Origin of the sequence: Anaerosolibacter sp. (assembly GCF_029240175.1) — a bacterium.
Classification (GTDB): domain Bacteria; phylum Bacillota; class Clostridia; order Peptostreptococcales; family Thermotaleaceae; genus Anaerosolibacter.
Window position 1 is genome coordinate 18,743 of sequence record NZ_JARBTM010000022.1, and the last position, 22,872, is coordinate 41,614.

Annotated in this window: 24 protein-coding genes; all 24 read left to right on the forward strand. The window is 38.1% G+C overall.

Annotated elements, in window-relative coordinates; genetic code table 11:
- Positions 1 to 10: 10 nt before the first annotated feature.
- Positions 11 to 967 (forward strand): 50S ribosomal protein L11 methyltransferase, encoded by a 957-nt coding sequence (prmA, locus tag K0R93_RS15135; protein WP_300302935.1) that lies wholly within the window; start codon positions 11 to 13, stop codon positions 965 to 967.
- A complete protein-coding gene (locus tag K0R93_RS15140; protein WP_300302937.1) occupies positions 960 to 1,715 on the forward strand; it encodes a 16S rRNA (uracil(1498)-N(3))-methyltransferase in 756 nt (251 codons plus the stop codon). The genes prmA and K0R93_RS15140 overlap by 8 nt, the downstream gene beginning before the upstream one ends.
- Positions 1,716 to 3,023: a tRNA (N(6)-L-threonylcarbamoyladenosine(37)-C(2))-methylthiotransferase MtaB gene (mtaB, locus tag K0R93_RS15145; RefSeq protein WP_300302939.1), complete on the forward strand. Its 1,308-nt coding sequence runs from the start codon at positions 1,716 to 1,718 to the stop codon at positions 3,021 to 3,023.
- 111 nt (positions 3,024 to 3,134) lie between these two features.
- The gene (locus K0R93_RS15150) at positions 3,135 to 3,479 is read left to right on the forward strand and encodes a histidine triad nucleotide-binding protein (RefSeq protein WP_300302941.1); all 345 of its coding nucleotides are present in this window, start codon (positions 3,135 to 3,137) and stop codon (positions 3,477 to 3,479) included.
- A gap of 127 nt (positions 3,480 to 3,606) precedes the next feature.
- Positions 3,607 to 3,789, forward strand: a complete 183-nt coding sequence (rpsU, locus tag K0R93_RS15155; RefSeq protein ID WP_300302943.1) for a 30S ribosomal protein S21 — start codon at positions 3,607 to 3,609, stop codon at positions 3,787 to 3,789.
- 15 nt (positions 3,790 to 3,804) lie between these two features.
- Positions 3,805 to 4,248 (forward strand): GatB/YqeY domain-containing protein, encoded by a 444-nt coding sequence (locus K0R93_RS15160; protein ID WP_300302945.1) that lies wholly within the window; start codon positions 3,805 to 3,807, stop codon positions 4,246 to 4,248.
- 235 nt (positions 4,249 to 4,483) lie between these two features.
- Positions 4,484 to 7,198 carry a formate dehydrogenase subunit alpha gene (gene fdhF, locus K0R93_RS15165; protein ID WP_300302947.1) on the forward strand — a complete coding sequence of 905 codons (2,715 nt, stop codon included), beginning with the start codon at positions 4,484 to 4,486 and terminating at the stop codon, positions 7,196 to 7,198.
- Between the two features lie 2 nt (positions 7,199 to 7,200).
- Entirely contained in the window at positions 7,201 to 7,983 is a 783-nt protein-coding gene (fdhD, locus tag K0R93_RS15170; protein WP_300302949.1) for a formate dehydrogenase accessory sulfurtransferase FdhD, read from the forward strand.
- A gap of 89 nt (positions 7,984 to 8,072) precedes the next feature.
- Positions 8,073 to 9,170 carry an endonuclease/exonuclease/phosphatase family protein gene (locus K0R93_RS15175; protein WP_300302951.1) on the forward strand — a complete coding sequence of 366 codons (1,098 nt, stop codon included), beginning with the start codon at positions 8,073 to 8,075 and terminating at the stop codon, positions 9,168 to 9,170.
- Positions 9,171 to 9,306: 136 nt separating this feature from the next.
- Complete coding sequence (locus K0R93_RS15180) at positions 9,307 to 10,626, forward strand: NfeD family protein (RefSeq protein WP_300302953.1); 1,320 nt, start codon at positions 9,307 to 9,309, stop codon at positions 10,624 to 10,626.
- A 13-nt stretch (positions 10,627 to 10,639) separates the two neighbouring features.
- Positions 10,640 to 11,635 carry a flotillin-like protein FloA gene (floA, locus tag K0R93_RS15185; RefSeq protein WP_300302955.1) on the forward strand — a complete coding sequence of 332 codons (996 nt, stop codon included), beginning with the start codon at positions 10,640 to 10,642 and terminating at the stop codon, positions 11,633 to 11,635.
- Positions 11,636 to 11,674: 39 nt separating this feature from the next.
- Positions 11,675 to 12,157 carry a hypothetical protein gene (locus K0R93_RS15190; RefSeq protein WP_300302957.1) on the forward strand — a complete coding sequence of 161 codons (483 nt, stop codon included), beginning with the start codon at positions 11,675 to 11,677 and terminating at the stop codon, positions 12,155 to 12,157.
- A 131-nt stretch (positions 12,158 to 12,288) separates the two neighbouring features.
- Positions 12,289 to 12,564 (forward strand): sporulation protein YqfC, encoded by a 276-nt coding sequence (gene yqfC, locus K0R93_RS15195; RefSeq protein ID WP_300302959.1) that lies wholly within the window; start codon positions 12,289 to 12,291, stop codon positions 12,562 to 12,564.
- A 15-nt stretch (positions 12,565 to 12,579) separates the two neighbouring features.
- On the forward strand, positions 12,580 to 13,767 hold the full coding sequence (gene yqfD / locus K0R93_RS15200; protein ID WP_300302961.1) for a sporulation protein YqfD: 1,188 nt from the start codon (positions 12,580 to 12,582) through the stop codon (positions 13,765 to 13,767).
- 29 nt (positions 13,768 to 13,796) lie between these two features.
- Entirely contained in the window at positions 13,797 to 14,795 is a 999-nt protein-coding gene (locus K0R93_RS15205) for a PhoH family protein (RefSeq protein ID WP_300303015.1), read from the forward strand.
- A 36-nt stretch (positions 14,796 to 14,831) separates the two neighbouring features.
- Positions 14,832 to 16,931, forward strand: a complete 2,100-nt coding sequence (locus K0R93_RS15210) for an HD family phosphohydrolase (protein WP_300302963.1) — start codon at positions 14,832 to 14,834, stop codon at positions 16,929 to 16,931.
- Complete coding sequence (gene ybeY, locus K0R93_RS15215) at positions 16,932 to 17,387, forward strand: rRNA maturation RNase YbeY (protein ID WP_300302965.1); 456 nt, start codon at positions 16,932 to 16,934, stop codon at positions 17,385 to 17,387.
- A 12-nt stretch (positions 17,388 to 17,399) separates the two neighbouring features.
- Positions 17,400 to 18,098, forward strand: a complete 699-nt coding sequence (locus K0R93_RS15220) for a diacylglycerol kinase (RefSeq protein WP_300302967.1) — start codon at positions 17,400 to 17,402, stop codon at positions 18,096 to 18,098.
- Positions 18,099 to 18,164: 66 nt separating this feature from the next.
- Positions 18,165 to 19,436, forward strand: a complete 1,272-nt coding sequence (locus K0R93_RS15225) for a hemolysin family protein (protein WP_300302969.1) — start codon at positions 18,165 to 18,167, stop codon at positions 19,434 to 19,436.
- Positions 19,437 to 19,467: 31 nt separating this feature from the next.
- The gene (locus K0R93_RS15230; RefSeq protein ID WP_300302971.1) at positions 19,468 to 20,532 is read left to right on the forward strand and encodes a DUF3048 domain-containing protein; all 1,065 of its coding nucleotides are present in this window, start codon (positions 19,468 to 19,470) and stop codon (positions 20,530 to 20,532) included.
- Positions 20,533 to 20,551: 19 nt separating this feature from the next.
- The gene (locus K0R93_RS15235) at positions 20,552 to 20,950 is read left to right on the forward strand and encodes a cytidine deaminase (protein ID WP_300302975.1); all 399 of its coding nucleotides are present in this window, start codon (positions 20,552 to 20,554) and stop codon (positions 20,948 to 20,950) included.
- Positions 20,951 to 20,967: 17 nt separating this feature from the next.
- Positions 20,968 to 21,858: a GTPase Era gene (era, locus tag K0R93_RS15240; RefSeq protein ID WP_300302977.1), complete on the forward strand. Its 891-nt coding sequence runs from the start codon at positions 20,968 to 20,970 to the stop codon at positions 21,856 to 21,858.
- A gap of 98 nt (positions 21,859 to 21,956) precedes the next feature.
- The gene (locus tag K0R93_RS15245) at positions 21,957 to 22,097 is read left to right on the forward strand and encodes a YqzL family protein (protein WP_300302979.1); all 141 of its coding nucleotides are present in this window, start codon (positions 21,957 to 21,959) and stop codon (positions 22,095 to 22,097) included.
- 4 nt (positions 22,098 to 22,101) lie between these two features.
- Entirely contained in the window at positions 22,102 to 22,860 is a 759-nt protein-coding gene (gene recO / locus K0R93_RS15250) for a DNA repair protein RecO (protein WP_300302981.1), read from the forward strand.
- Positions 22,861 to 22,872 lie beyond the last annotated feature (12 nt).

Below are 22,872 nucleotides of genomic sequence, written 5' to 3' on the forward strand. Positions count from 1 at the left end.
GGTTTGCGGAATGAAATGGACTGAGGTAAAAATCAAAACGACTACAGAGGCAGTGGAGGCAGTGGCCAACATACTTTATGAAGTAGGTGTCGGTGGTGTTGTAATCGAAGACCCAAGTGATCCCATATTTAGAGAAAAAGAGTTGGGAGATTGGGACTATATGGATGAGTCAATTATAGACAATAGCTATGAAGGCGCTATTGTAAAGGGTTACCTCCCTGAAAGCGAAGACTTAATTGATATTATTGAGTTAATCAAACAAAATGTTGAAAAAATACCTCTGTACAATTTGGATAAGGGGTTAGGGGAAGTGACAACAACTGAAGTATATGAGGAAGATTGGGCCAATGCCTGGAAACAATATTATAAGCCTAAAAAAATTGGCGAAAAGGTTGTTGTAAAGCCTACTTGGGAGGATTATGAAGCATCAGAAGGAGAAATAATTTTAGAATTAGATCCAGGAATGGCCTTTGGAACTGGAACCCACGAAACGACCATGATGTGTATTCAAAACTTAGAAAAGTATGTGAATCCTGAATGCACAGTTTTTGATATCGGGTGTGGAAGCGGAATTTTATCCGTGGCAGCAGCTAAATTAGGCGCTAAGAAAGTAATTGGTGTAGACTTAGATGAAGTGGCAGTTCAGGTATCTAGAAAAAATGTGTTGGATAACAATGTATCTTCCATTGTGGACATTCGAAAGGGCAATTTAGTAGAAGTGATTGATGAAAAGGCAGACGTGGTAATCGCTAATATTATCGCTGATATAATCATTATTCTAGCTGCTCAAATTAAGAGGTTTATGAAGAAAGACAGCGTATTTATCTCATCAGGTATTATTCTAGATAAAGTAGATGATGTTGTATCCGCCTTGAAAGAAAATGAATTTCATGTGGAGAATATCATGAAAATGGGCGAATGGGCAGCTATTGTAGCACTGCCAAAGGGTGATGAAGTCCATGAATAGATTTTTTGTAGATAAGCAGAATATTGTAGAAGATGTACAGAAAATTATTATCGATGATCAGGATGATGTGAAGCATATTACCAAAGTTCTTCGACTGAAGCAAGGGGATAAAGTAGAAATTTGCGATGGAGAGAATATGGAATATTTGGCTGTTATTGCTTCTATGGACAATAAAGATATAAACCTGGATATTCTTGAAAAATGGATTGGGAGAACGGAAGCCCCTATTGAAATTACACTTTTTCAAGGGATACCCAAGTCTACAAAAATGGATATAATTATTCAAAAATGCACGGAGTTGGGGATAACTCGCATCGTACCTATGATTACAGAACGAACCATTGTTCAGTTGAAGGATCAAAAATCCGAAGAAAAGAAAATTGAACGCTGGCAGAAGATTGCCGATGAAGCCGCAAAACAATGCAAAAGGGGAGTCATTCCTAAAATTGAACCTCCTCTAGCTTTGTCAGAGGCCATAAAAGCAGCAACAGATTTTGATTTAACTGTGATCCCCTACGAACGGGAAGAGGGCGTGGGGTTAAAAGGTATTTTGAGACAAACCAATGCAGTAAAAATTGGCATTTATATCGGTCCTGAAGGTGGATTTGGAGAAAAGGAAATTGAACGAGCAAAGGATGCTGGGGTTATTCCTGTTACATTAGGGCCAAGAATTCTCAGAACTGAAACGGCAGGCTTTGTTGCATTAAGTATACTCATGTATGAGTTAGGAGATTTAGGAGGTAAATAGGTGAAAACTGTGGCATTTTATACCCTTGGATGCAAGGTAAATCAATATGAAACAGAAGCAATGGGGGAGCTTTTTCAAAAGGCAGGCTATGAAATTGTAGATAGTGAGTCTAGAGCTGATGTTTATGTAATCAATACGTGTACAGTTACAAACCTGGGAGATCGAAAGTCGCGACAATTTATAAGAAGGTCAAAAAAGATTAATCCTGAGGCAATCATCGCCGTGGTGGGCTGTTATGCCCAAACATCTCCCGATGAAGTTCTTTCCATCGAAGGTGTCAATATTATTTTGGGTACCAATGACCGGAATAAAATCGTGGAATATGTGGAAAATATTCAAGCAGATCATGAAAAAATCAATGCGGTTGAAGACATCATGCTGATTAAAGAATTTGAAGAAATGACCATTGGTGAAGTCAAAGGAAAAACTAGGGCATTTCTAAAAATTCAAGAAGGCTGCAATCAATACTGTACCTATTGCATTATTCCATATGCCCGGGGGCCTATTCGAAGCAGAAAGCTTGAGGACATTATAAAAGAAGTGGAGCGGCTGGCAGAAAATCAGTTTAAGGAAGTGGTACTTACAGGTATACATGTGGCTTCCTATGGTAAGGATTTAGAAAATACATCGTTATTAGAGGTAATTAAAGGTGTACATAGTGTAGAAGGAATAGAGCGGATTCGTTTGAGCTCCATCGAGCCTACCGTAGCTTCAGAAGAATTTATCCAAGAAATATCCAAGTTAGACAAGGTATGTCCTCACTTTCATCTTTCATTACAGAGCGGGTGTAACGAAACATTAAAGAGGATGAATAGAAAATATACTACAGAGGAATACAAAGAAATTGTTGAACGACTTAGAAGGCATATGCCGGATCTATCTATAACAACAGATGTAATGGTTGGGTTCCCAGGGGAGACCGATGAAGAATTCGATCATACCTACAATTTTGTGACGGAGATTGGATTCAGCCAAATCCATGTCTTTAAGTATTCTCCTAGAAAAGGTACCCCAGCAGCTAAGTATAAAAACCAGGTTTCCAGTGAAATAAAAAATAAAAGAAGTGAAAAATTATTGGAACTAGCACAAAAAAGTGCAATAAAATATAATGAAAGATTTGTAGGAAGAACGAAATCTGTTTTGATTGAAACTGCCAGTGATACTTTAGAGGGTTATTTCGAAGGATTGACGGATAATTATATTCGTGTATTCTCCAAGGCCCAAGGTCATGTCGAAGGAAAACTGATTCCTGTCAGATTAGACGAACTCCATGGCGAAGGTATAATTGGTCATTTGGTAGATGAATAAAGGAAGTTAAAAGCTATGGCTTCTTATTTATTAATCAAAAGAAGGAGATTGGTTGTTTTCGTTGAATAGTTATATGGAATTCTCCCTGCATAGGTAAAGGAGGTGATATACGTGTCAGACTGTATCTTCTGTAAGATTGCTATGAAAGAAATTCCTGCCAAGGTTGTCTATGAAGATGAGCATATCCTAGCTTTTCATGACATTCAACCTGCAGCACCAAGCCATGTTTTGGTTATACCAAAAGAGCATATTCCATCCATGGCACAGTTAGAAGAACACCATAAAGTGCTGATAGGACACATTCACCTTGCTATACAAGATATTGCTGTGAAGTTAGGTATTCATGAAACTGGGTATAGGATTGTTAATAATTGTGGAGAACAAGGTGGACAAACGGTTCATCATCTTCATTTCCATCTGCTCGGAGGAAGGCATATGCAGTGGCCGCCAGGCTAAAAAAAACTTGCACAATATGTAAAATTCATGTATAATAACATAGTATTGTACACATTTCCTAAAAGGTATATAGCAGATGCTTTGCTATAGACACAGCACAACGTTGCGAGCGGAGGGAGGGAAATATATGTCAGAAATCAAAATTGGAGAAAACGAAACTCTTGAGAGTGCTCTTCGTAGATTTAAGCGTTCATGTGCTAGAGCTGGTGTTTTATCCGAAGTGAAGAAAAGAGAGCATTATGAAAAGCCTAGTGTAAGACGTAAGAAAAAATCAGAGGCTGCAAGAAGAAAAAACGCTAAGAAATACTAATAAGAGGTGAATTGTATGTCCCTCAAAGAAAAATTAATGGACGATCTCAAAATAGCAATGAAGGAGAAAGACCAACTTCGTAAGTCTGTTATTACGATGATACGAGCTGCCATCAAGCAATATGAAGTGGATAAACGAGTAGAGCTTGATGATGAAAGTATTCTTGATATAATGTCAAAACAAGTAAAACAGAAGAGAGATGCGATTGAAGAGTTTGCCAAGGGCAATAGACAAGACCTGGTAGATGAAGCAAAAGCTGAAATAGATATTTTAATGGAGTATCTACCACAACAATTGACAGAAGAGGAAATGAAGCAGATTGTCAGTGAAGTGGTGAAAGAAGTTGGAGCTACTACGGCGAAAGATATGGGCAAGGTTATGTCTGCTTTAATGCCAAAAGTTAAAGGCAGAGCAGATGGCAAACTGCTAAATCAAGTCGTAAGGCAATTCTTACAATAAAAAGACCTATTACATAGGTCTTTTTTTATTGCGCGAAAATGTGAAAGCTTAGATGGGTTAAGATCAAGAACGAGGTTATTTACAAGGGGCGATTCACGAATCGCCCGAAGATCGGCAAAGATTGTTGTTAAAATAACAATTATCAGAATATTTTGCACATATATCGTTTTGGTAGAAGGAATATGATATAATTTTTATCAGTAACGTCAAAACATCATAAAGGGGAGACCACCATATGATCAGCTTAACGATAAATGGACAGAAGATACTAACTGAACATAATAAAACAATTCTGGAAGCTGCTGAGGCCGCTGGAATCAGTGTGCCTACTTTCTGTAATGATAAGCGGCTAATACCCCATGGAGCTTGTAGAATTTGTCTTGTAGAGGTAGAAGGGGTAAAAAATCTGCCTGCTTCCTGCACTACGCCAGTGGCGGAGGGCATGGTGATTCGCACTCATAGTGAAAGGGTAGTACAGGCTCGTCGGGAGATTCTATCTTTACTGCTTTCTAACCACCCCTTAGACTGTTTAACCTGTGAAAAATCAGGAAAATGCAAGCTGCAAGACTATTGCTATGAGTATGACGTGAAAGAAGATATTTATGGAGGAGAAAAATATAACTTTCCCATAGATGCATCAAATCCATTTTATCAATATGATCCAAACAAATGTATCGTATGTGAAAAATGCGTGAGAGTTTGCAATGAATTACAATGCACAGGGGCGATAGGATTAAATGAGAGAGGGTTTCTTACCCATATGGGTACCCCCTTTGAAATGGGCATGAAACATACAAATTGTGTTTCCTGTGGAAATTGTGTATCTGCCTGCCCTGTAGGAGCACTGCTGCCTAAAAACAAGGAAAAGTACAGACTATGGCAAGTAGCGACAGTTAAAACAACATGTGCCTATTGCGGCGTAGGCTGTCAGCTTGAATTACATGTGAAAGAAGATCGGGTAGTTGCCATACAGCCTGGAGAAGGCAGTCCCAATGACGGACTGTTATGCGTAAAGGGGAAGTTCGGGTATTCTTTTATACATCATAATGATCGGTTAAAAACACCTCTTGTGAGAAAAAATGGTGAATTAAGAGAGGCCTCATGGAAAGAAGCATATGAATTGATTGTTGAAAAGATGCAGCAAACGAAGGCTACATATGGTGCTGATGCTTTCGCTGGACTTACTTCAGCCAGATGTACCAATGAAGAAAACTATCTTTTTCAAAAATTATTTAGGGCAGTCATCGGAACCAATAATGTGGATCACTGTGCCCGCCTCTGACATGCCTCAACGGTTGCAGGTCTTGCAACCACATTGGGCAGCGGTGCTATGACCAATAGTATCAGAGAGATTGAAGCTGCGGATGTGATTTTTGTTATCGGCTCTAATACGACAGAAAATCATCCTGTGATTGGAGCAAAAATTAGGCAAGCAAAGTTAAAAGGGGCAAAGCTTATTGTGGCAGACCCCAGGAGAATAGATTTGGCTAAAGATGCAGATTATTTCCTACAAATTAAGCCTGGAACAAATATTGCATTGCTAAATGGATTGATGCATTGCATTATTGATGAAGGACTCCAGGATCATGAATACATAAGGACGAAGACGGAAAATTTCAAAGCCTTAAGAGAGCAGCTGAAGGAATATACGCCTGAGAAGGTGGCTGAGATTTGTGGTGTTGAGCCTGAAGACATTCGGCAAGCCGCTAGAATCTACGCTAAAGGCGAGCGGGCAGGTATATTTTATGCCATGGGAATTACCCAGCATACCACAGGTACCAAAGGTGTAATGGCTATATCAAACTTAGCCCTTCTTTGCGGAAATGTGGGCAAGACGTCAGCTGGGGTAAATCCTCTAAGGGGCCAGAATAATGTCCAGGGCGCCTGTGATATGGGAGGATTGCCAGGAGATCTGCCAGGTTATCAGAAATTACATAGCGCCGAGGTCATTGAAAAATTCGAGAGGGCTTGGAATGTTCGTTTATCAGCAAAACCAGGACTAACCATACCTGAAATGCTGGATAAAGCAGAAGCCGGATTGATTAAGTTTATGTATATCATGGGAGAAAACCCTATGGTTTCTGATCCAGATATTCAACATGTGCAGAAAGCTTTGGAAAAGCTGGATTTTTTGATTGTACAAGATATATTCCTCTCGGAAACGGCAGCTTTGGCAGATGTGGTGTTACCAGCAGTTTCTTTTGCTGAGAAGGATGGGACATTTACGAATACCGAGAGAAGGGTGCAGCTGGTGCGAAGAGCCATACAACCTATTGGTCAAGCTAAGGCGGACTGGAAAATCTTGATGGAGCTAATGAATCTTATGGGCTACCCAAACACCTATCATCATCCTGAAGAAATCATGAATGAGATTTCTTCACTGACTCCCCAATATGGTGGCATTAGCCATGATAGATTATCGCTAGAAGGAATTCAATGGCCGTGTCCAACCAAAGAGCATCCAGGAACGCCCTATCTTCATAAAGATGGCATTGCAAGGGGATTAGGATTGTTTGTACCAGTGGAGTACGAAGCAAGTGCTGAACTGCCAGATGGGGACTATCCTCTCGTCCTTACCACTGGGAGAATCCTATATCATTATCATACGAGAACAATGACAGGCAGGGTAGAAGGATTGAATCAAATATCCAATGAAGCTTATGTAGAAATCAACCCTATTACGGCAGAAAAATTTGGTATGAGGAACCAAGAATCGATTTATGTGATCTCGCGGCGTGGAAAGGTAACGGTGAAGGTATACACGACCAAGACTGTAGAGGAAAATGTGTTATTTATGCCATTTCACTTTGCAGAAGGTGCAGCAAATCATCTAACCAATAGGGCTATAGATAATATTGCAAAAATTCCAGAATTAAAGGTTTGTGCTGTAAGAATAGAGAAAATCGATGATCCTTTTAAAGATGAGAAACTATCCTTTGGGGACTTATAAATATGAACAGCGTAATGAAGACACAGATCGCAAGATTTCAGAACGGACATTTGGAATATATAGAGGATCTCGTGGTGATGGAACAACCAGCGACCATATTTATAAATCGAGAGGAATTGGTGACACTCTTATGTTCACCCATGGGGTTTGAATACTTAGGTGTTGGATTTTTAGTAGGGGAGGGCCTGATTAAGAAAAGGGAAGATTTGAGCTCTATACAAGTGATCAGTGATACTGGCTTGATCTATTTAGAGACTAAAAATCAAAATGAAATTGCCAAAATTCTTTTCGGGAAAAGAATAATCACCACAGGATGTGGCAAAGGCACAAGTTTTTATCATGCAATGGATTCTTTTCAATGTAGAAAAATTGACAGTAATGTCTGTATCTCTGCTGGAAGCCTTAAAATGCTTATGGAGAAATTTCATCAAAGTTCTGTCATTTATCGAACCACTGGAGGCGTACATGGGGCTTGCCTTAGCGATGGAAAGGATATGATGTTTTTTCACGAGGACATTGGACGACATAATGCAGTGGATAAGGTGATTGGGGAAGCGTTTTTAAAGAAATATGATTTGAATGACAAGATATTGGTTACCAGTGGGCGGATTTCATCGGAAATCTTGATAAAAGCTGGCAGGGTAGGGATTCCTATCGTGTTATCTAGATCAGCGCCAACCGGTTTGTCTGTAGAACTGGCAAAAAAACTTGGAATTACTTTGATAGGTTTTGCTAGGGGAAATCGAATGAATGTATATTCAGAGCATCATAGAATAAAAGAATAATGTTATACATTTCCACTTAACCAACCCCCTAGCGCTATGATATAATGGTAATATAGTCTGAAAATTTTGACATAAAAGGGGGACTCTGCATGAAAAAATTTGGTTATGTGCTAATTATAGTATCATTCTTTCTTTTAGGGTTCTCTTTTTCGACAAAGGTATTTTCAGAAGAATCAATTGAGATGAAGGTTATTAAGGGCGGCAGCGGGCATAATATGATTAAAGTGTACGGACCTTCAAACCTTGAAAAAATTTATGTTGAGATTTTTCACAAGGAAAATGATCTGCTGGCTGGGATTCATGCAGACTATTATATATTGGAGAAGTTAAATGGCAGCGAAAGGAATGTATTTCTTATCAATACCAAGTACTTTAGAAATCGTAAAAATATTACTTTTAAAATATTTCCTGGAAGTGCAAGGGAAGAGGTTTTTCAACTGAGTGATTTAGAAGAAATATTTGTAGAGGATGGGCAGCCCAATATTATGGAGCAGATTAATGGATTAAACATTATGAGTTTTAATATCCATCATGGAAAGAATCGCTTAGGGTTTTATACCCTTGATCAGATAGGAAAGCTGATTACTGATCATCAAATTGATATCGTAGGGTTACAAGAAGTGGACAAATATGTAGTTCGCTCTAAATTTGAGGATCAAGTGAAAAAAATCGCCAATGAAACTGCCATGTATTATGCATTCGCACCGAATATGAGACTGGCAGGTGCTGAGTATGGCAATGCAATATTAAGCAAATACCCTATTGAAAGCTACCAAAATGTCAGATTACCAGGCTTTCGTGAGAGAAGAGGTCTTCTCATGAGCAAGATCCATGTTGGAGACAAATCTGTCAACTTTCTAGTGACCCATTTGGGCCTAACCAAGGAAGAAAAACAAAATCAGTTTAATGTACTCAAGCAGTATGTGGAATATCTGGGAGAAAGAACGGTTTTGGTAGGCGATTTTAATAGTAGGCCTGACCATGAAGGGATTCTGGGGTTAAAGAATTTTCTAGTAGATGCGGCAGCGGATTCGGAGGATTATCACCAGCATACCTATGATGGGATTGTAATAAAGAGTCGTATTGATTATATCTTTTTAAGTCCTGATATGAAAGCCACAGACTATAAGGTAATAGAATCCGACATATCAGATCACTTGCCTTTAATGGCTTCCATAGAAATATGACAATTGAATTATGGATTAAAGCAGCTCCTTTTGGGGCTGTTTTGCATTTTGATACACCTTAACTGCTTTTTCAATCAAAGTGTTTATAACTATAGTTTGGGGTATAGTATACTATAATCAAAGGAGGTGATCATGGATGAATCAACGTTTGAAATATTTATTTGTTTCCCTGCTGATACTAATGATGATGTTGGGGGCTATGCCTGTCTATAGTGCATCAGAAGGAAGTGTATATGTAATTCCTATAAAAGGGGAGATCAATCCAGCCTTGACCCAATTTGTCATAAAAAGTATTGAGAGCGCACAAGAGGATCCAGAATCCATGGCCATTATATTTGAGGTGGACACCCTAGGCGGGAGAGTAGATCAAGCTACCCAGATCAGGGATGCCATCATGAAAACGCCCTTGAGAACCATATCCCTTGTAAACAATAAGGCGGAGTCAGCAGGGGTGTTAATTAGTATAGCAGCAGAGAATATGGTCATGGCAAAAGGGGCAACCATAGGTTCGGCAGAGACCATTCCTTATACAGAGAAGAACATATCTTATTGGAAAGGTGAACTACGTACCACAGCTGAGCAGAGAGGGCGCGATGCAAGGTTGGTGGAGTCCATGGCTGATCGAAGAATTGAGATTATAGATCCACAAAATCCAGATAAGTATATTGTTCAAGAGGGCGAGTTATTGAACTTGACAACAAAGGAAGCGGATAAATTAGGCTTCATAGATTATGTATCCAATGACTATGAAGATATTTTAAAACACTTCAACATTACCTACGGGAATATAATCCCAGTGAAACAAAGTTTTAAAATGACTGTTGCTCAATGGGTTACGAGCTCGGTGGTATTGCCTGTAATTTTGAGTCTAGGTTTTATAGGTTTATTGATTGAAGTTCTGACGCCTGGGTTTGGCCTCGGAGGGACTATTGGCTTGGTTGCTTTTTCCATTTTCTTTGGAGGAAGTATACTGGCAGGAAATGCGGGCTTTGCCGTAGTGTTGATTTTCCTTACAGGAATTTTGCTGCTCATTATTGAAGCTGTGATTCCAGGATTTGGTGCACCAGGTATTGGTGGTATTCTTTGTATTATCATAAGCATCGTACTAGCTTCAGATTCAGTAGTTCTTGGAATCTCTTCCCTAGCCATCGCTTTTGTAATATCAATCATTGCAGCGATAGTGCTGTTAAAATATGCTCCGAAGAATAAATACTTTGATAAGATTATTCTTGGGATGGAGCTTAGAAAAGATTTTGGATTTACTTCAACAGTATCAAATAATATGCTGCTGGGGTTAGAAGGTGTCGTGGTTAACGCCTTAAGGCCTGCAGGAATAATTGAAGTTGATGGAGAAAGAATAGATGTGGTTTCTGAAGGCGGGTTTATTGAAAAAAATGAACGGGTAAAAATTGTAAAAATTGAAGGTAGAAGAATTGTAGTAAAAAAAATTAATTAGGAGGTATTGATGTATGGAATCAATCATTGTGTTTGGAATTTTATCGATTGTTGTTCTGCTGCTATTAGGTTTATTGTTTAGCTTCATTCCCGTTGGGCTATGGATCACAGCTTACTTTTCAGGGGTAAAGATAGGTATTTTCACATTAATTGGTATGAGATTTAGAAGGGTTGCACCATCTCGTATCGTAAATCCATTGATTAAAGCCACCAAGGCTGGGCTTGAATTGAATATTGATAAGCTGGAAGCCCATTATCTAGCTGGTGGTAATGTGAATAGTGTAATTGATGCGTTGATTGCAGCACAAAGAGCAGAGATAGCTTTAGAGTTTGAAAGAGCAGCGGCCATCGATCTAGCAGGTAGAGAGGTACTAAGTGCAGTACAGGTAAGTGTAAATCCTAAAATGATTGAGACGCCTAGAGTTGCAGCTGTTGCGAAAGATGGTATTGAAGTTATTGTTAAAGCAAGGGTTACTGTAAGAGCCAATATTGAAAGACTTGTGGGCGGTGCCGGTGAGGAAACCATTATTGCTAGAGTTGGAGAAGGTATCGTCACGACGGTAGGTTCTTCACAAACCCATAAAGAGGTATTGGAAAATCCAGATAAAATTTCTAGAACAGTTTTAGACAAAGGCTTAGATGCAGGTACAGCTTTCGAGATTCTTTCCATCGATATTGCAGATGTAGATATCGGAAGGAATATTGGTGCACAATTACAGACGGATCAGGCTGAAGCAGATAAGCGCATTGCCCAAGCAAAGGCTGAGGAAAGAAGGGCCATGGCTGTGGCGAAAGAGCAGGAAATGATAGCAGCAGTTCAAGAAATGCGTGCTAAGGTAGTGGAGGCGGAAGCTGAAATACCTAGGGCTATGGCAACAGCTTTAAGAGAAGGAAAACTAGGTGTTATGGATTACTATAATATGCAAAATATTTCAGCGGACACAGATATGAGAAAGTCCATTTCTAAAATGGGAAAAGATGATGATCCAAAGCAAGAGGTCAAGAAATAATGGATGAAGTGGTAGTATCTGTGAAAAGGATGTGAGGATATGGAGTTCTTCGGTAATTTACTACCATTTATCGTTTTTGTTATCATTGCTGTCTCTAAAGCCAAAGGGAGAGAAGCTCAAAGAGATAGAAAAAGAGATACACCCGTAGGTCATAGTCCAGCGAAAAAAACAGTCTCACCGGGCTCTAGGATGGATGAACTTAGGAAGATAGGTGAACAGTTTGGTAATACACTTCGCAAGGAGTTACAAGATTCCTTGGATGATATTTTGACGACGCCTAAAAACAAGGAGACGATACCGGTTTTGGATGAAGAGAAGGCCATCGATCAATACAATGAAAAAACCCAGAAGGAATTTACTGAAAGGCTAGACGCGCCAGGAGTACAACCCAATAATGAGATTAGAGATGTAATAAAGAAGAACGAAATAGGTGGAAGAAGTATTACTTTCCATCGTCAAAGCATCAGAGAAGGTGTGATCATGGCAGAGGTTTTAGGAAAGCCAAAAGCATTGAAACGTTAGTTTAGAAGGCTGTAAAGTGACAACTTTACGGCCTTTTATCATGTATAGAAAGAGATGAATGGCCTGAAAATATTGTACTATGGGGTTATAAGGGCGCATAAACATTATATATAAAAAGGGGGGAAGTTATTATGGGAGATAGAACGAAAGAAATAAAGGAAAGTATATCTGAACTACTAGAGCTTCCCAAGGATATAATTTTAGATCTTCCGAGAATTACTATGATCGGGAATCTGCAAATATATATTGAAAATCATAAAGGTATTCTTGAGTATTCAAATCAGAGAATAAGAATCCACACGAAAAATGGGACATTGAGAATAATTGGAAAGAATCTTCAAATCAAGACCATTATTACTGAAGAAATGATTATCACTGGGATGATTGAACAGATAGAATTTGTGTAAAAAGGGGTGAGAATATTGCTTGTTGTAAAGATATGGAATTATATACGGGGATATGTTGTGATTCGCATTGAAGGACTCACGTTAGAGAAATTTATTAACTTTGCTATCGCTAGAGGCATTTATCTATGGGATATTGTGAGAATTGATTATACAACCTTGGAAGCAAAAATAGGACTAACAGGATACAAAGAACTGAGACACATCGTTAAGAAAGCAGGTTGTAAGGTGAAAATCAATACAAAAATCGGGTATCCTTTTTTTATGCATAGAATTAAAGCAAGGAAAATGCTAATGTTTGGGTTTATGATTGCAATTTTTATGGTTATGTTAACTACATCCTTTGTATGGGATATTGAAGTAATAGGCGCAGAAAGCATCGAAAAAGAGGAGATTGTTAAAAAGCTGGAAACATTAGGATTAAGTACGGGGATATTTAAATATAAACTGGATATTTCAGGGATCGAAACGAACATAATGATTGAGATGGAAGAATTGGCATGGGTGGGTATTGAATTGAGGGGCACGAAAGCTATCGTGGAGATTGTAGAAAAAGTACAGCCTCCTGAAAAGATACCATTAGACATCCCATGTGATATTATTGCATCAAAGAATGGTCTCATAAATAAAGTAATTGCAAAGAGTGGAGATGCAATGATTCAAAAAGGGGATATTGTAAAAGCAGGACAGCTGCTGGTTACGGGTACAATTCTAAGAGAGGGGCAGGACGCAAGATATGTACACTCTCTGGGTGAGATTTACGCGAAAACCTATTATGAAATAAATGACGAAATGTCCATAATAAAAGTAAACAAAATAAAGACAGGTAAAAAGTTTGTGAAGCGAACTTTGAAAATGGGTGAAAGTCAATTGACTTTAAGTATAGGAGAGGTGCCTTTTCAGAACTACGTATTGGAAACAACCCATAAAAGACTGCCGCGATGGAGGAATATTATAATACCCGTCGAAATTATATTAGATGAGTATTTTGAAACCTATGACCAGTCAGAAGAGCTAAATGTGGAATTGGTTAAAAGTGCATTAGTAGAAAAGATGACTGTAGAGTTAGTGAAACAAATTCCAGAAGATGCTGAAATCTTACATCAGGATATTAAATATTTGGAAGAAGATAATATAATAAAAGCAAAGCTTACGATTGAAGTTCAAGAGCAGATTGGTGTTCAAAAAAGAATCAATATATTTTAATTACTGAGGAGGAGCAATATTTGGAACAAATGACTGCAGAAAGAAGAATAGGAATGAATGAATTTGATTATTTAAATGATTTGTTTGGTAATTTTGATGAGAATATTAAAGTTATTGAGAATAAGCTAAAAGTCAACATTGTATCAAGACAAGGTGAAATTATTATCATTGGCAATCAGGTCAATGTTGACAAGGCATATCATTTAGTAGTCAAACTCATGGGGATTTTGAATAGCGGAGAAAAACTTGATATACAGAAAATAAATTATTCTATTCAATTGATTGAGGACGGTCAAGAAGAACAAATTAAGGAACTGCTCGACAATGTGATTTGTATCTCGGCAAAAGGAAAACAAATCAAGCCCAAGACCCTAGGACAAAAACGTTATGCCAAATCCATCAGTCATAATGATATCGTCTTTGGCATTGGCCCAGCAGGCACAGGAAAAACATATCTGGCCATGGCAATGGCTGTAAATGCATTTAAAAATAAAGAGGTAAGCAAGATTATTTTGACGCGTCCGGCAGTAGAAGCTGGAGAGAGCTTAGGGTTCTTGCCTGGAGATTTACAAGAAAAGGTAGATCCATATCTAAGGCCCCTTTATGATGCTTTATATGATATACTAGGAGGAGAGACCTTCTTAAAATACAAAGAGAGGGGAATGATTGAGGTGGCACCTTTGGCGTACATGAGAGGTAGAACCTTGGATGATTCCTTTATAATCTTGGATGAAGCCCAGAATACTACGAAGGAACAAATGAAAATGTTTCTAACAAGACTTGGATTTGGCTCCAAGGCCATTGTGACAGGGGACATTACCCAGGTGGACCTTCCTAAGGGGAAAGAATCTGGATTGAAGCAGGCAATTGAAATTTTAGAAGGTGTGGAAGGAATAGAGTTTATTTTTTTAAATGAGCAGGATGTAGTGAGACATGCCCTTGTGCAAAGAATCATCAGGGCGTACGATAAATATGAGAAATTGAAGGAGACTGGTGCTGTAAGCGTAATGAATAAAGAAAAGAAATAAACAAAAGCAAAGAAGCTTCTTGGGGGGGATAAAAAAGTGGCTATTCTAACAGGCATTAGAGACAAGTTTGCTAGGAATCCAATATTACGATTTTTGGTCAAATGTCTTTCAAGTAAAGTTGTATTATTTGCCATATTCTTTTTTGTGGTTTTTTTTAGTACAATTACAACCATTTCGCCAGAAAAGTATGAACTTGATGTAGGTCAGAAATCCCCTGTTGATTTTAAAGCGCCAAGAGACCTTGAAGATCGAATTGCTACAGAACGTTTAACGAAAAAGGCCATTGAATCTGTAGAACCTAGGGAGAGAATCGATCCTACTATACAGATAGACATAAAAAAAAGAATTGAAAGATTCTTTGGAAATGTGTATGAAGTAAGAGAAAATGAGGATTTAACCTACGAAGAAAAAATAGTTCAGCTTAGTGAAATCAATGAATTGAATTTGAACGATGAAGAAATTCTGTTGGTATTGAATGCATCAGATAAGGAACTGAAGAGCGCTGAAAGTTATATTTATGAAATTGTGCTTCAGGTAATGTCTACTGGTATCAAAGCTGAAGAACTGGAAAAAGAAAGAGGAAACATTACAAATTATTTTATGGGATTAAAAGAGTTCTCTCAAGACATGAGACTGCTGGGCATCAATATTGTTAATTCCTCCATTCAACCAAATCGATTCTTAGATGTGGAGACAACTCAGGAAAAACGTGATGAAGCTGTTAAAAATGTTGAAAAAGTAATCATAAGAAGAGGAAGCACAATTATCGGTTCGGGTGATGTAATTACCCAGGATAAGCTTCAGCTTCTAAAGGATGCCGGATTGGTAAAGGAAGATGGAAAGAAAGATCTATCTCTTTATTTTGGGGTAGGATTATTTGTTGCCATCGTTGAAATCTTGTTGGTGGCTTATATCTATGTATTTAACCGCAGCCTGCTGCAATCAACGTCAAAAATGTATCTTTTATTGCTGATTTTTCTATCTATCTATTTAATATCTAAGACGTTATATGGTATTTCTTCCTATATGGTGCCAGTAGCGACGACAGCAATGTTATTGAGTATATTGATTGACGCAAGACTGGCTATCGTTGTGAATCTTGTGATGTCTATATTCATCACTGTGATGACGGGCAACAACATAGACTTCATGATCAGCTCTTTGGTAGGAGGGACTGTGGGTGCCTTCTGCATGACCCATACCCATCAGCGAACAAATATTTTTCTTTCTGGATTGGCTGTAAGTTTATGTAATGGAATTATTATTTTAGGTATGGGACTCATTGATAAGGCGGAATTATCCACCTTGGCCATGGGGAGTATGATTGGCGCACTAAATGGGATATTCTGTGCGATCCTTACCATTGGGTCACTGCCCCTATGGGAGACTGCTTTTGATATATTAACACCCTTTAAGCTTTTAGAATTGTCAAACCCCAACCATCCTGTACTGAAGAAGTTACTTTTTGAAGCTCCAGGAACATATCATCACAGTATTATAGTGGGAAATCTGAGTGAAGCGGCTGCTGACGCTGTTGGTGCTAACGGATTATTTGCCAGAGTTAGCGCATATTATCATGACATTGGAAAACTAAAGAGGCCGTACTTCTTTAAAGAAAACCAACTCACCAATGAAAATCCTCATGAAAAGCTTTCTGCCAGTTTAAGTACGCTGATTATTACCAGTCATGTAAAGGATGGAATAGACATCGCGCGAAGTCATAAAATACCCCGTGAGATTATCGATATCATTGAACAGCATCATGGCACAACCTTAGTGAAGTACTTTTATCATAAAGCCCTTAACGATGATGATAATGAGATTGAAATTGAGGAATCCAGTTATCGCTATGAAGGTGTTAAACCACAAACCAAGGAGGCAGCAATTGTGATGTTAGCTGATTCCGTGGAGGCAGCTGTGAGGAGCATGTCCGAGCACAGTAGTGAAAAAATTAAGAATCTCATATATAAGATTATTGAGGATAAATTGAAGGATAAACAGCTAGATGAGTGTGATTTAACCTTGAAGGATATTGATAAAATAGCCCATGCTTTTCGTACTGTATTGATGGGTATATTTCATGAAAGAATAGAGTATCCCGATTTGAATCCAAAACCAGCGGAGGCGACACAATAGATGGAAGTATCAATCGACAATAGACAGAACAAGGTAGTTTGTGGAGAAGAATTAGAAAAATTAATATTGGATGCCATAGAGATGTCTTTAAAAAAAGAAGGAATAGATGATCATGTGGAGGTCAGTGTCTCTTTTGTGGATAATCATGAGATCCAGCAGCTAAATAAAGAATATAGAAATATCGACAAGCCTACGGATGTTCTTTCTTTTCCTTTACATGAGAATTTCGAGAATATAACACCACCCATCTGTTTGGGTGATATTGTGATTTCCCTAGAAAAGGCCGTGGAGCAATCGGAAGAGTATAATCACTCTTATAATCGGGAAGTGGCATTTTTAACGGTTCACAGTATGTTTCATTTGATGGGATACGATCATGATACAGAAGAAAATACCAAGCAGATGAGACAAAAAGAGGAAGAAGTTCTCCAAGCTTTGGGCATACTAAGAGTATAGGCGAGGTTTGATATGAGAGTTAGAAAATTGATCGATAGCTTTAATTATGCCATTGATGGGATTATATATACCTTAAAAACCCAAAGGAACATGCGTATTCACATTGCTGCAGCAATCGGTGTATTGTTGCTGAGCCTATTTTTTCGATTATCCAAACTGGAAATATTGGTATTGTTCTTTACCATCTCACTTGTAATTATTACAGAAATGTTGAATACGTCTATTGAGGCGACCATTGATTTGATTACAGATCAATATCATGTGCTGGCTAAAATTGCAAAAAATGTGGCTGCTGGTGCTGTTTTGGTGGCATCGTTGAATGCCATTTTAGTCGCTTATATTATTTTTTTTGATAAGCTAAACCTTGTGACAGAAATTGTACTGAACCAGGTAAGACAAATGCCTATTCATGTAACATTTATTAGCTTAATTATTGTGGTGCTCATCGTCATCAGTCTCAAAGCATATTTCGGAAAAGGAACACCATTAAGAGGTGGTATGCCTAGTGGACATACAGCCATTGCTTTTTCTTTAGTCACAGCGGTTGCATTTATATCTGAGAATACACTCATCATTACTTTAAGCCTGCTCTTGGCAATTTTAGTGGCTCAAAGCCGAATAGAAGCGGGCTTCCATGATTTTTTTCAGGTGATAATGGGCGCAATACTAGGAGCATGTATTACATTGCTAATTTTTCAAACAATATATTAAAGGGGGAGTAAATAATTTTACTGCCCTTTTATAAACTGTGCTAAACTAGCAATAGGAGGAAGTATTTTGCTTAATTATAATGACATGATAAAATTGGCTATATTGTTTTTATTATTGGCGCTCTCAGCCTTATTTTCCAGTGCAGAAACAGCTATAACATCTTTAAATATCATCAAGATTAGGCAAGCAGAAGGAAAGGGAGCTGGAAATGCTGCTGTGTTGGAACGATTGTTCCGCAATTCTCCTAAAATTATTGCTACGATCCTCATAGGCAACAATATTGTCAATATTGGAGCCACCGCCATCGCAACAGAATTAACCTATAAGTTTTTTCAGGGCAAGAATGTAACTGCTTTGGTTACTACAGTTATGACCTTAGCAATCTTGATTTTTGGTGAAATTACGCCCAAAACCTTTTCAGCCAGCAATCCAGAAAAGGTTGCATTGCGGTTGGGCAGGCCTGTGGAGATTTTATCATTTCTTCTTTATCCTGTATTAAAAATTTTGAATGTGCTCACAAATATTATTATTAGACTTATGGGGGGCAATGTTGCAGAAGTGAAGAGCCTTGTATCCGAGGAAGAGATCATGACTTTGGTAGATGTAGGAGAAGAAGCTGGAATCATTGAGAGCCAGGAAAGAAAGATGATCAATAGTATTTTCGAGATTGGGGATATAGAAGCATCAGAGGTCATGATTCCCAGAATAGATATGATATACTTAGATGAGGAGGCTACTATTGAAGAAGCCCTAAATATTGCCATTGATTATGGATATTCTCGTATTCCAGTCATCAAGGACACCGTTGATAATGTAACGGGTATTTTGTACGCCAAGGATTTACTTGCCTCTCTCAGAAAAATGGATGAACAAAGCCAAATCATCGACATAAGAACTTTTATTAGGCCTGCATACTATGTTCCTGAGAGTAAAAAGGTCAATGAGTTATTAAAGGAAATGCAAAAGGAAAAGGTTCATATTTCCATTGTGTTGGATGAATACGGAGGAACTTTAGGTCTGGTTACCATAGAGGATATCTTAGAGGAAATTGTGGGGGATATCCTTGATGAGTATGATGCAGAGATTGACCTGATTGAGCACTTGAGTGAAAATTCTCTTATCGTCAATGCAAAGGCTTCTGTAGAAGAAATTAATGAGGTACTAAGAGTAGAATTGCCAGAAGACGAGTACGACTCTATTGGTGGATTCGTATTTAATGCCCTTGGAAGGATTCCTGTAAAGGACGATACAATCGAACTTGAGGACATTACCATTAAAGTTTTAAGCGTTCATAATCGAAGAATTAAACAGTTAGAAATTATAAAAAAACAATCATAATGATCAGTGCTGAAGAAAGGGCGAGGGGGACATGAATAGGAATAAGGTGCTTGTGGGTATTTTGACTATCGTTTTAGTATTTATACTTTTAGCGGGCTGTGGAAAGCCAGCTCCCGCTGCTACCGAAGTGGAAATTGTAGAATCACCTGCCGATGAGAGCAATTCAAAAGATATGGGAGAATATGGAAAACAAGCAGAGACATCGGGTGTGCCTTCCCCTATCAGCGGAATTTATACGGAGCCTGAGAATATTTCAAGAAGACCGATTGCCGTAATGCTTGATAATCAAAGCAAGGCTAGACCTCAAGCTGGATTGGATCAGGCAGAAATTGTGTATGAAGCTTTAGCAGAAGGTGGAATCACTCGGTATATGGCAATTTTTTTGATGAATGAACCCGAATCTATCGGACCAGTGAGGAGTGCTAGACCGTACTTTATTGAAAAGGCATTGGAATATGACGCTTTATATGTTCACGTTGGCGGGAGTCCCCAGGCATTTATTGATCTTAAGGAGCTTAAAGTAGCAGATATAGATGCCATGTCTCGGGATGGTAGTATTTTTTGGAGAAAGAACCATAAGAAAGCACCCCACAATATGTATACCAGTACCAATGCACTTCGAAAAGCGGCCCAAAATAGCGGATATAAGGCTGAAGGTGATTTTTCATCATTTGCGTTTAATATAGAAGATACAGATATTAACGGCAGGCAAGTATCATCTATAGAAATTCCCTATTTCAAGGACTATCACCCTAGCTTTCAATACAATGTAGAGGATAAAAAATACGATAGATATATCAATGGAAAACCTCATCTCGATGAGATATCTCAAACCCATCTCCAGGCAAAAAACATCATTATTCAAAAATGTGATACAGAGGTTATTGATAGCGTAGGCAGACTGGAAATGACGGTTACAGGGACAGGAACGGGTTATTTTATAACCAACGGAAAAATGATAGAGATTACGTGGGAGAAGAAAGCTAGAAAAGGTAGGACGAAATATTACGATGAAAATGGAAAAGAAATCCGTTTAAATCCAGGGGTTACTTGGGTAGAATTAATACCGATGAAATTAGAAAATGTTTTTCAATAGAAAATAGGGGGTATGGACTTTGAATGAAAAAGAATTGCTGCAAAAAGCTGTGGAAGCAAAGGAAAAAGCTTATGTACCATATTCAAAATTTCCAGTGGGTGCAGCACTTTTAACCAAAAATGGTAAAGTTTTTACTGGCTGCAACATTGAATGTGCTTCTTTTGGAGGAACGAACTGTGCCGAGAGAACAGCACTTTTTAAGGCAATTTCGGAAGGCGAAAAAGAAATAGAAGCCATTGCGGTGGTCAGTGATAATGAGGATTATACCTTTCCATGCGGAATCTGCAGACAGGTAATTTTAGAATTTGGAAGAGATATAAAGATAATATTGGGCAATAAAGAAGGAGCTATCCAGATATTTACCATAGAGGACCTATTACCAAAATCCTTTTCAGGTATAGATTTAGAGAAGAAATAAAGAAAGAAGGCTTATATATGAAATTTAAATCAGGGTATGTTACAATTATTGGAAGACCAAATGTAGGAAAATCCACATTGATGAATCAAATTATTGGGGAAAAGATCGCAATCATGTCTGATAAACCTCAAACGACGCGAAATAAAATTCAATCCATCTATACGAGGCAGAATTGCCAAATCATCTTCTTAGATACGCCAGGGCTCCATAAGCCAAAGAACAAATTGGGTGAGTTTATGGTCAAATCTGCCCAGCAGACATTAAACGAGGTAGATGTGATCTTGTTTGTAATGGATGAAACAGCCGACATGGGTCCTGGGGATACTTATATCCTTGAAATGTTAAAAACGGTAAAAACGCCAGTTATCCTGGTAATCAATAAAATTGATAAGATTGGACCAGAAGCCTTTGAGAAGATGTACCATCTTTTTGATGAGAAGGGTATTTTTAAAGATATTATTGGTATTTCAGCTTTACAGGATAAGAACATCCAAAAACTAATCGACAAAGTTGTGAGCTATCTTCCTGAAGGACCACAATACTTTCCAGGAGATATGATTACAGATCAGCCTGAGCGAGTAATCGTCAGTGAAATCATTAGAGAAAAGCTGCTTCACTATCTTCAGGATGAAATACCCCATGGTGTGGCAGTGGAAGTTGCCTTTATGAAAAAAAGAGAAAATCAGGATATCGTGGATATTAATGCGACCATCTATTGTGAGAAAAAATCTCATAAGGGGATTATTATTGGAAAGGGTGGCCGTAAGCTAAAAGGTGTAGGCAAAAGTGCTAGGGAAGATATAGAAAGACTCCTGGGATCTAAAGTGTTTTTAGAGCTTTGGGTAAAGATCAAAGAAGACTGGAGAGAACAGGAGAGCACCCTGTCAAATCTTGGATATAGATTATAGCCTAGCCTTATTACAAAATTTTCATCGTATATTGTTATCCTATTAGTGAAAAAAATAGTGTATAGCACATTATTTTTTAGGAAGGGGATTATAGGGTGATGGAAAATATACTATGGAAACTATTCATGAACACGGGAGACATTCGTTATTATTTGCAATACAAAGGAATTCAAGATTCAGTGGAGAAAGAATATCTAGAGCAGAGTCACTATGAAGTGAAAGAAGCTATTTTGAGGTGATGAAATGCTTTGCAAGACCGATGGTGTGGTCTTAAAACAGACAAAATTTGGTGAAGGAGATTTGATATTAACTGTTTTTACAAAAAAAATGGGCAAGGTTCAAGCTGTTGCCAAAGGGGTAAGAAAATCAAGGGGAAAGTTTACAGGAAGTACACAACTGTTTGCTTATGGTGAATTTGTACTATTCAAGGGAAGAGATTTATATCAAGTTTCACAGGTAGACCTTAAAGAATCCTTTTATCAGCTTAGAGAAGATATCACAAAACTAACCTATGGTGCATATATCCTAGAATTAACAGAAAGTATTGTTACGGAAGGCCAGACAAATAATAGACTTTTTCATACATTATTAGGCTGCTTATCAGTCTTGACGAAGCTGGAGAAAGACTTTGAAACTGTTGTAAAGGCCTATGAACTAAAGCTGCTTTCCTATTCTGGGTATAGACCTGAATTAGATCGATGTGCTTATTGCGGGAATCCTGGAGAGAATATTTTTAAATTCAGTTCAAAAGAGGGCGGAACAATTTGCAGAGGCTGTTTTGGTCAAGACATGTATGCCATGAAGATTTCTCCTACAACCATCAATGTCATGAAATATTTGATCAATATGGACTTAGAGCAAATTGCCCGTTTGAGAGTGAAACCAGATATCATGGAAGAACTGAATAAGATTATGAAGCATTATATTTCTACTCATTTGGATAAGAGCCAATTTAAGAGCCTACAGTTTTTGGATACAATGAAAGAAATTCATAATACATAGAAAGGTGGTTTT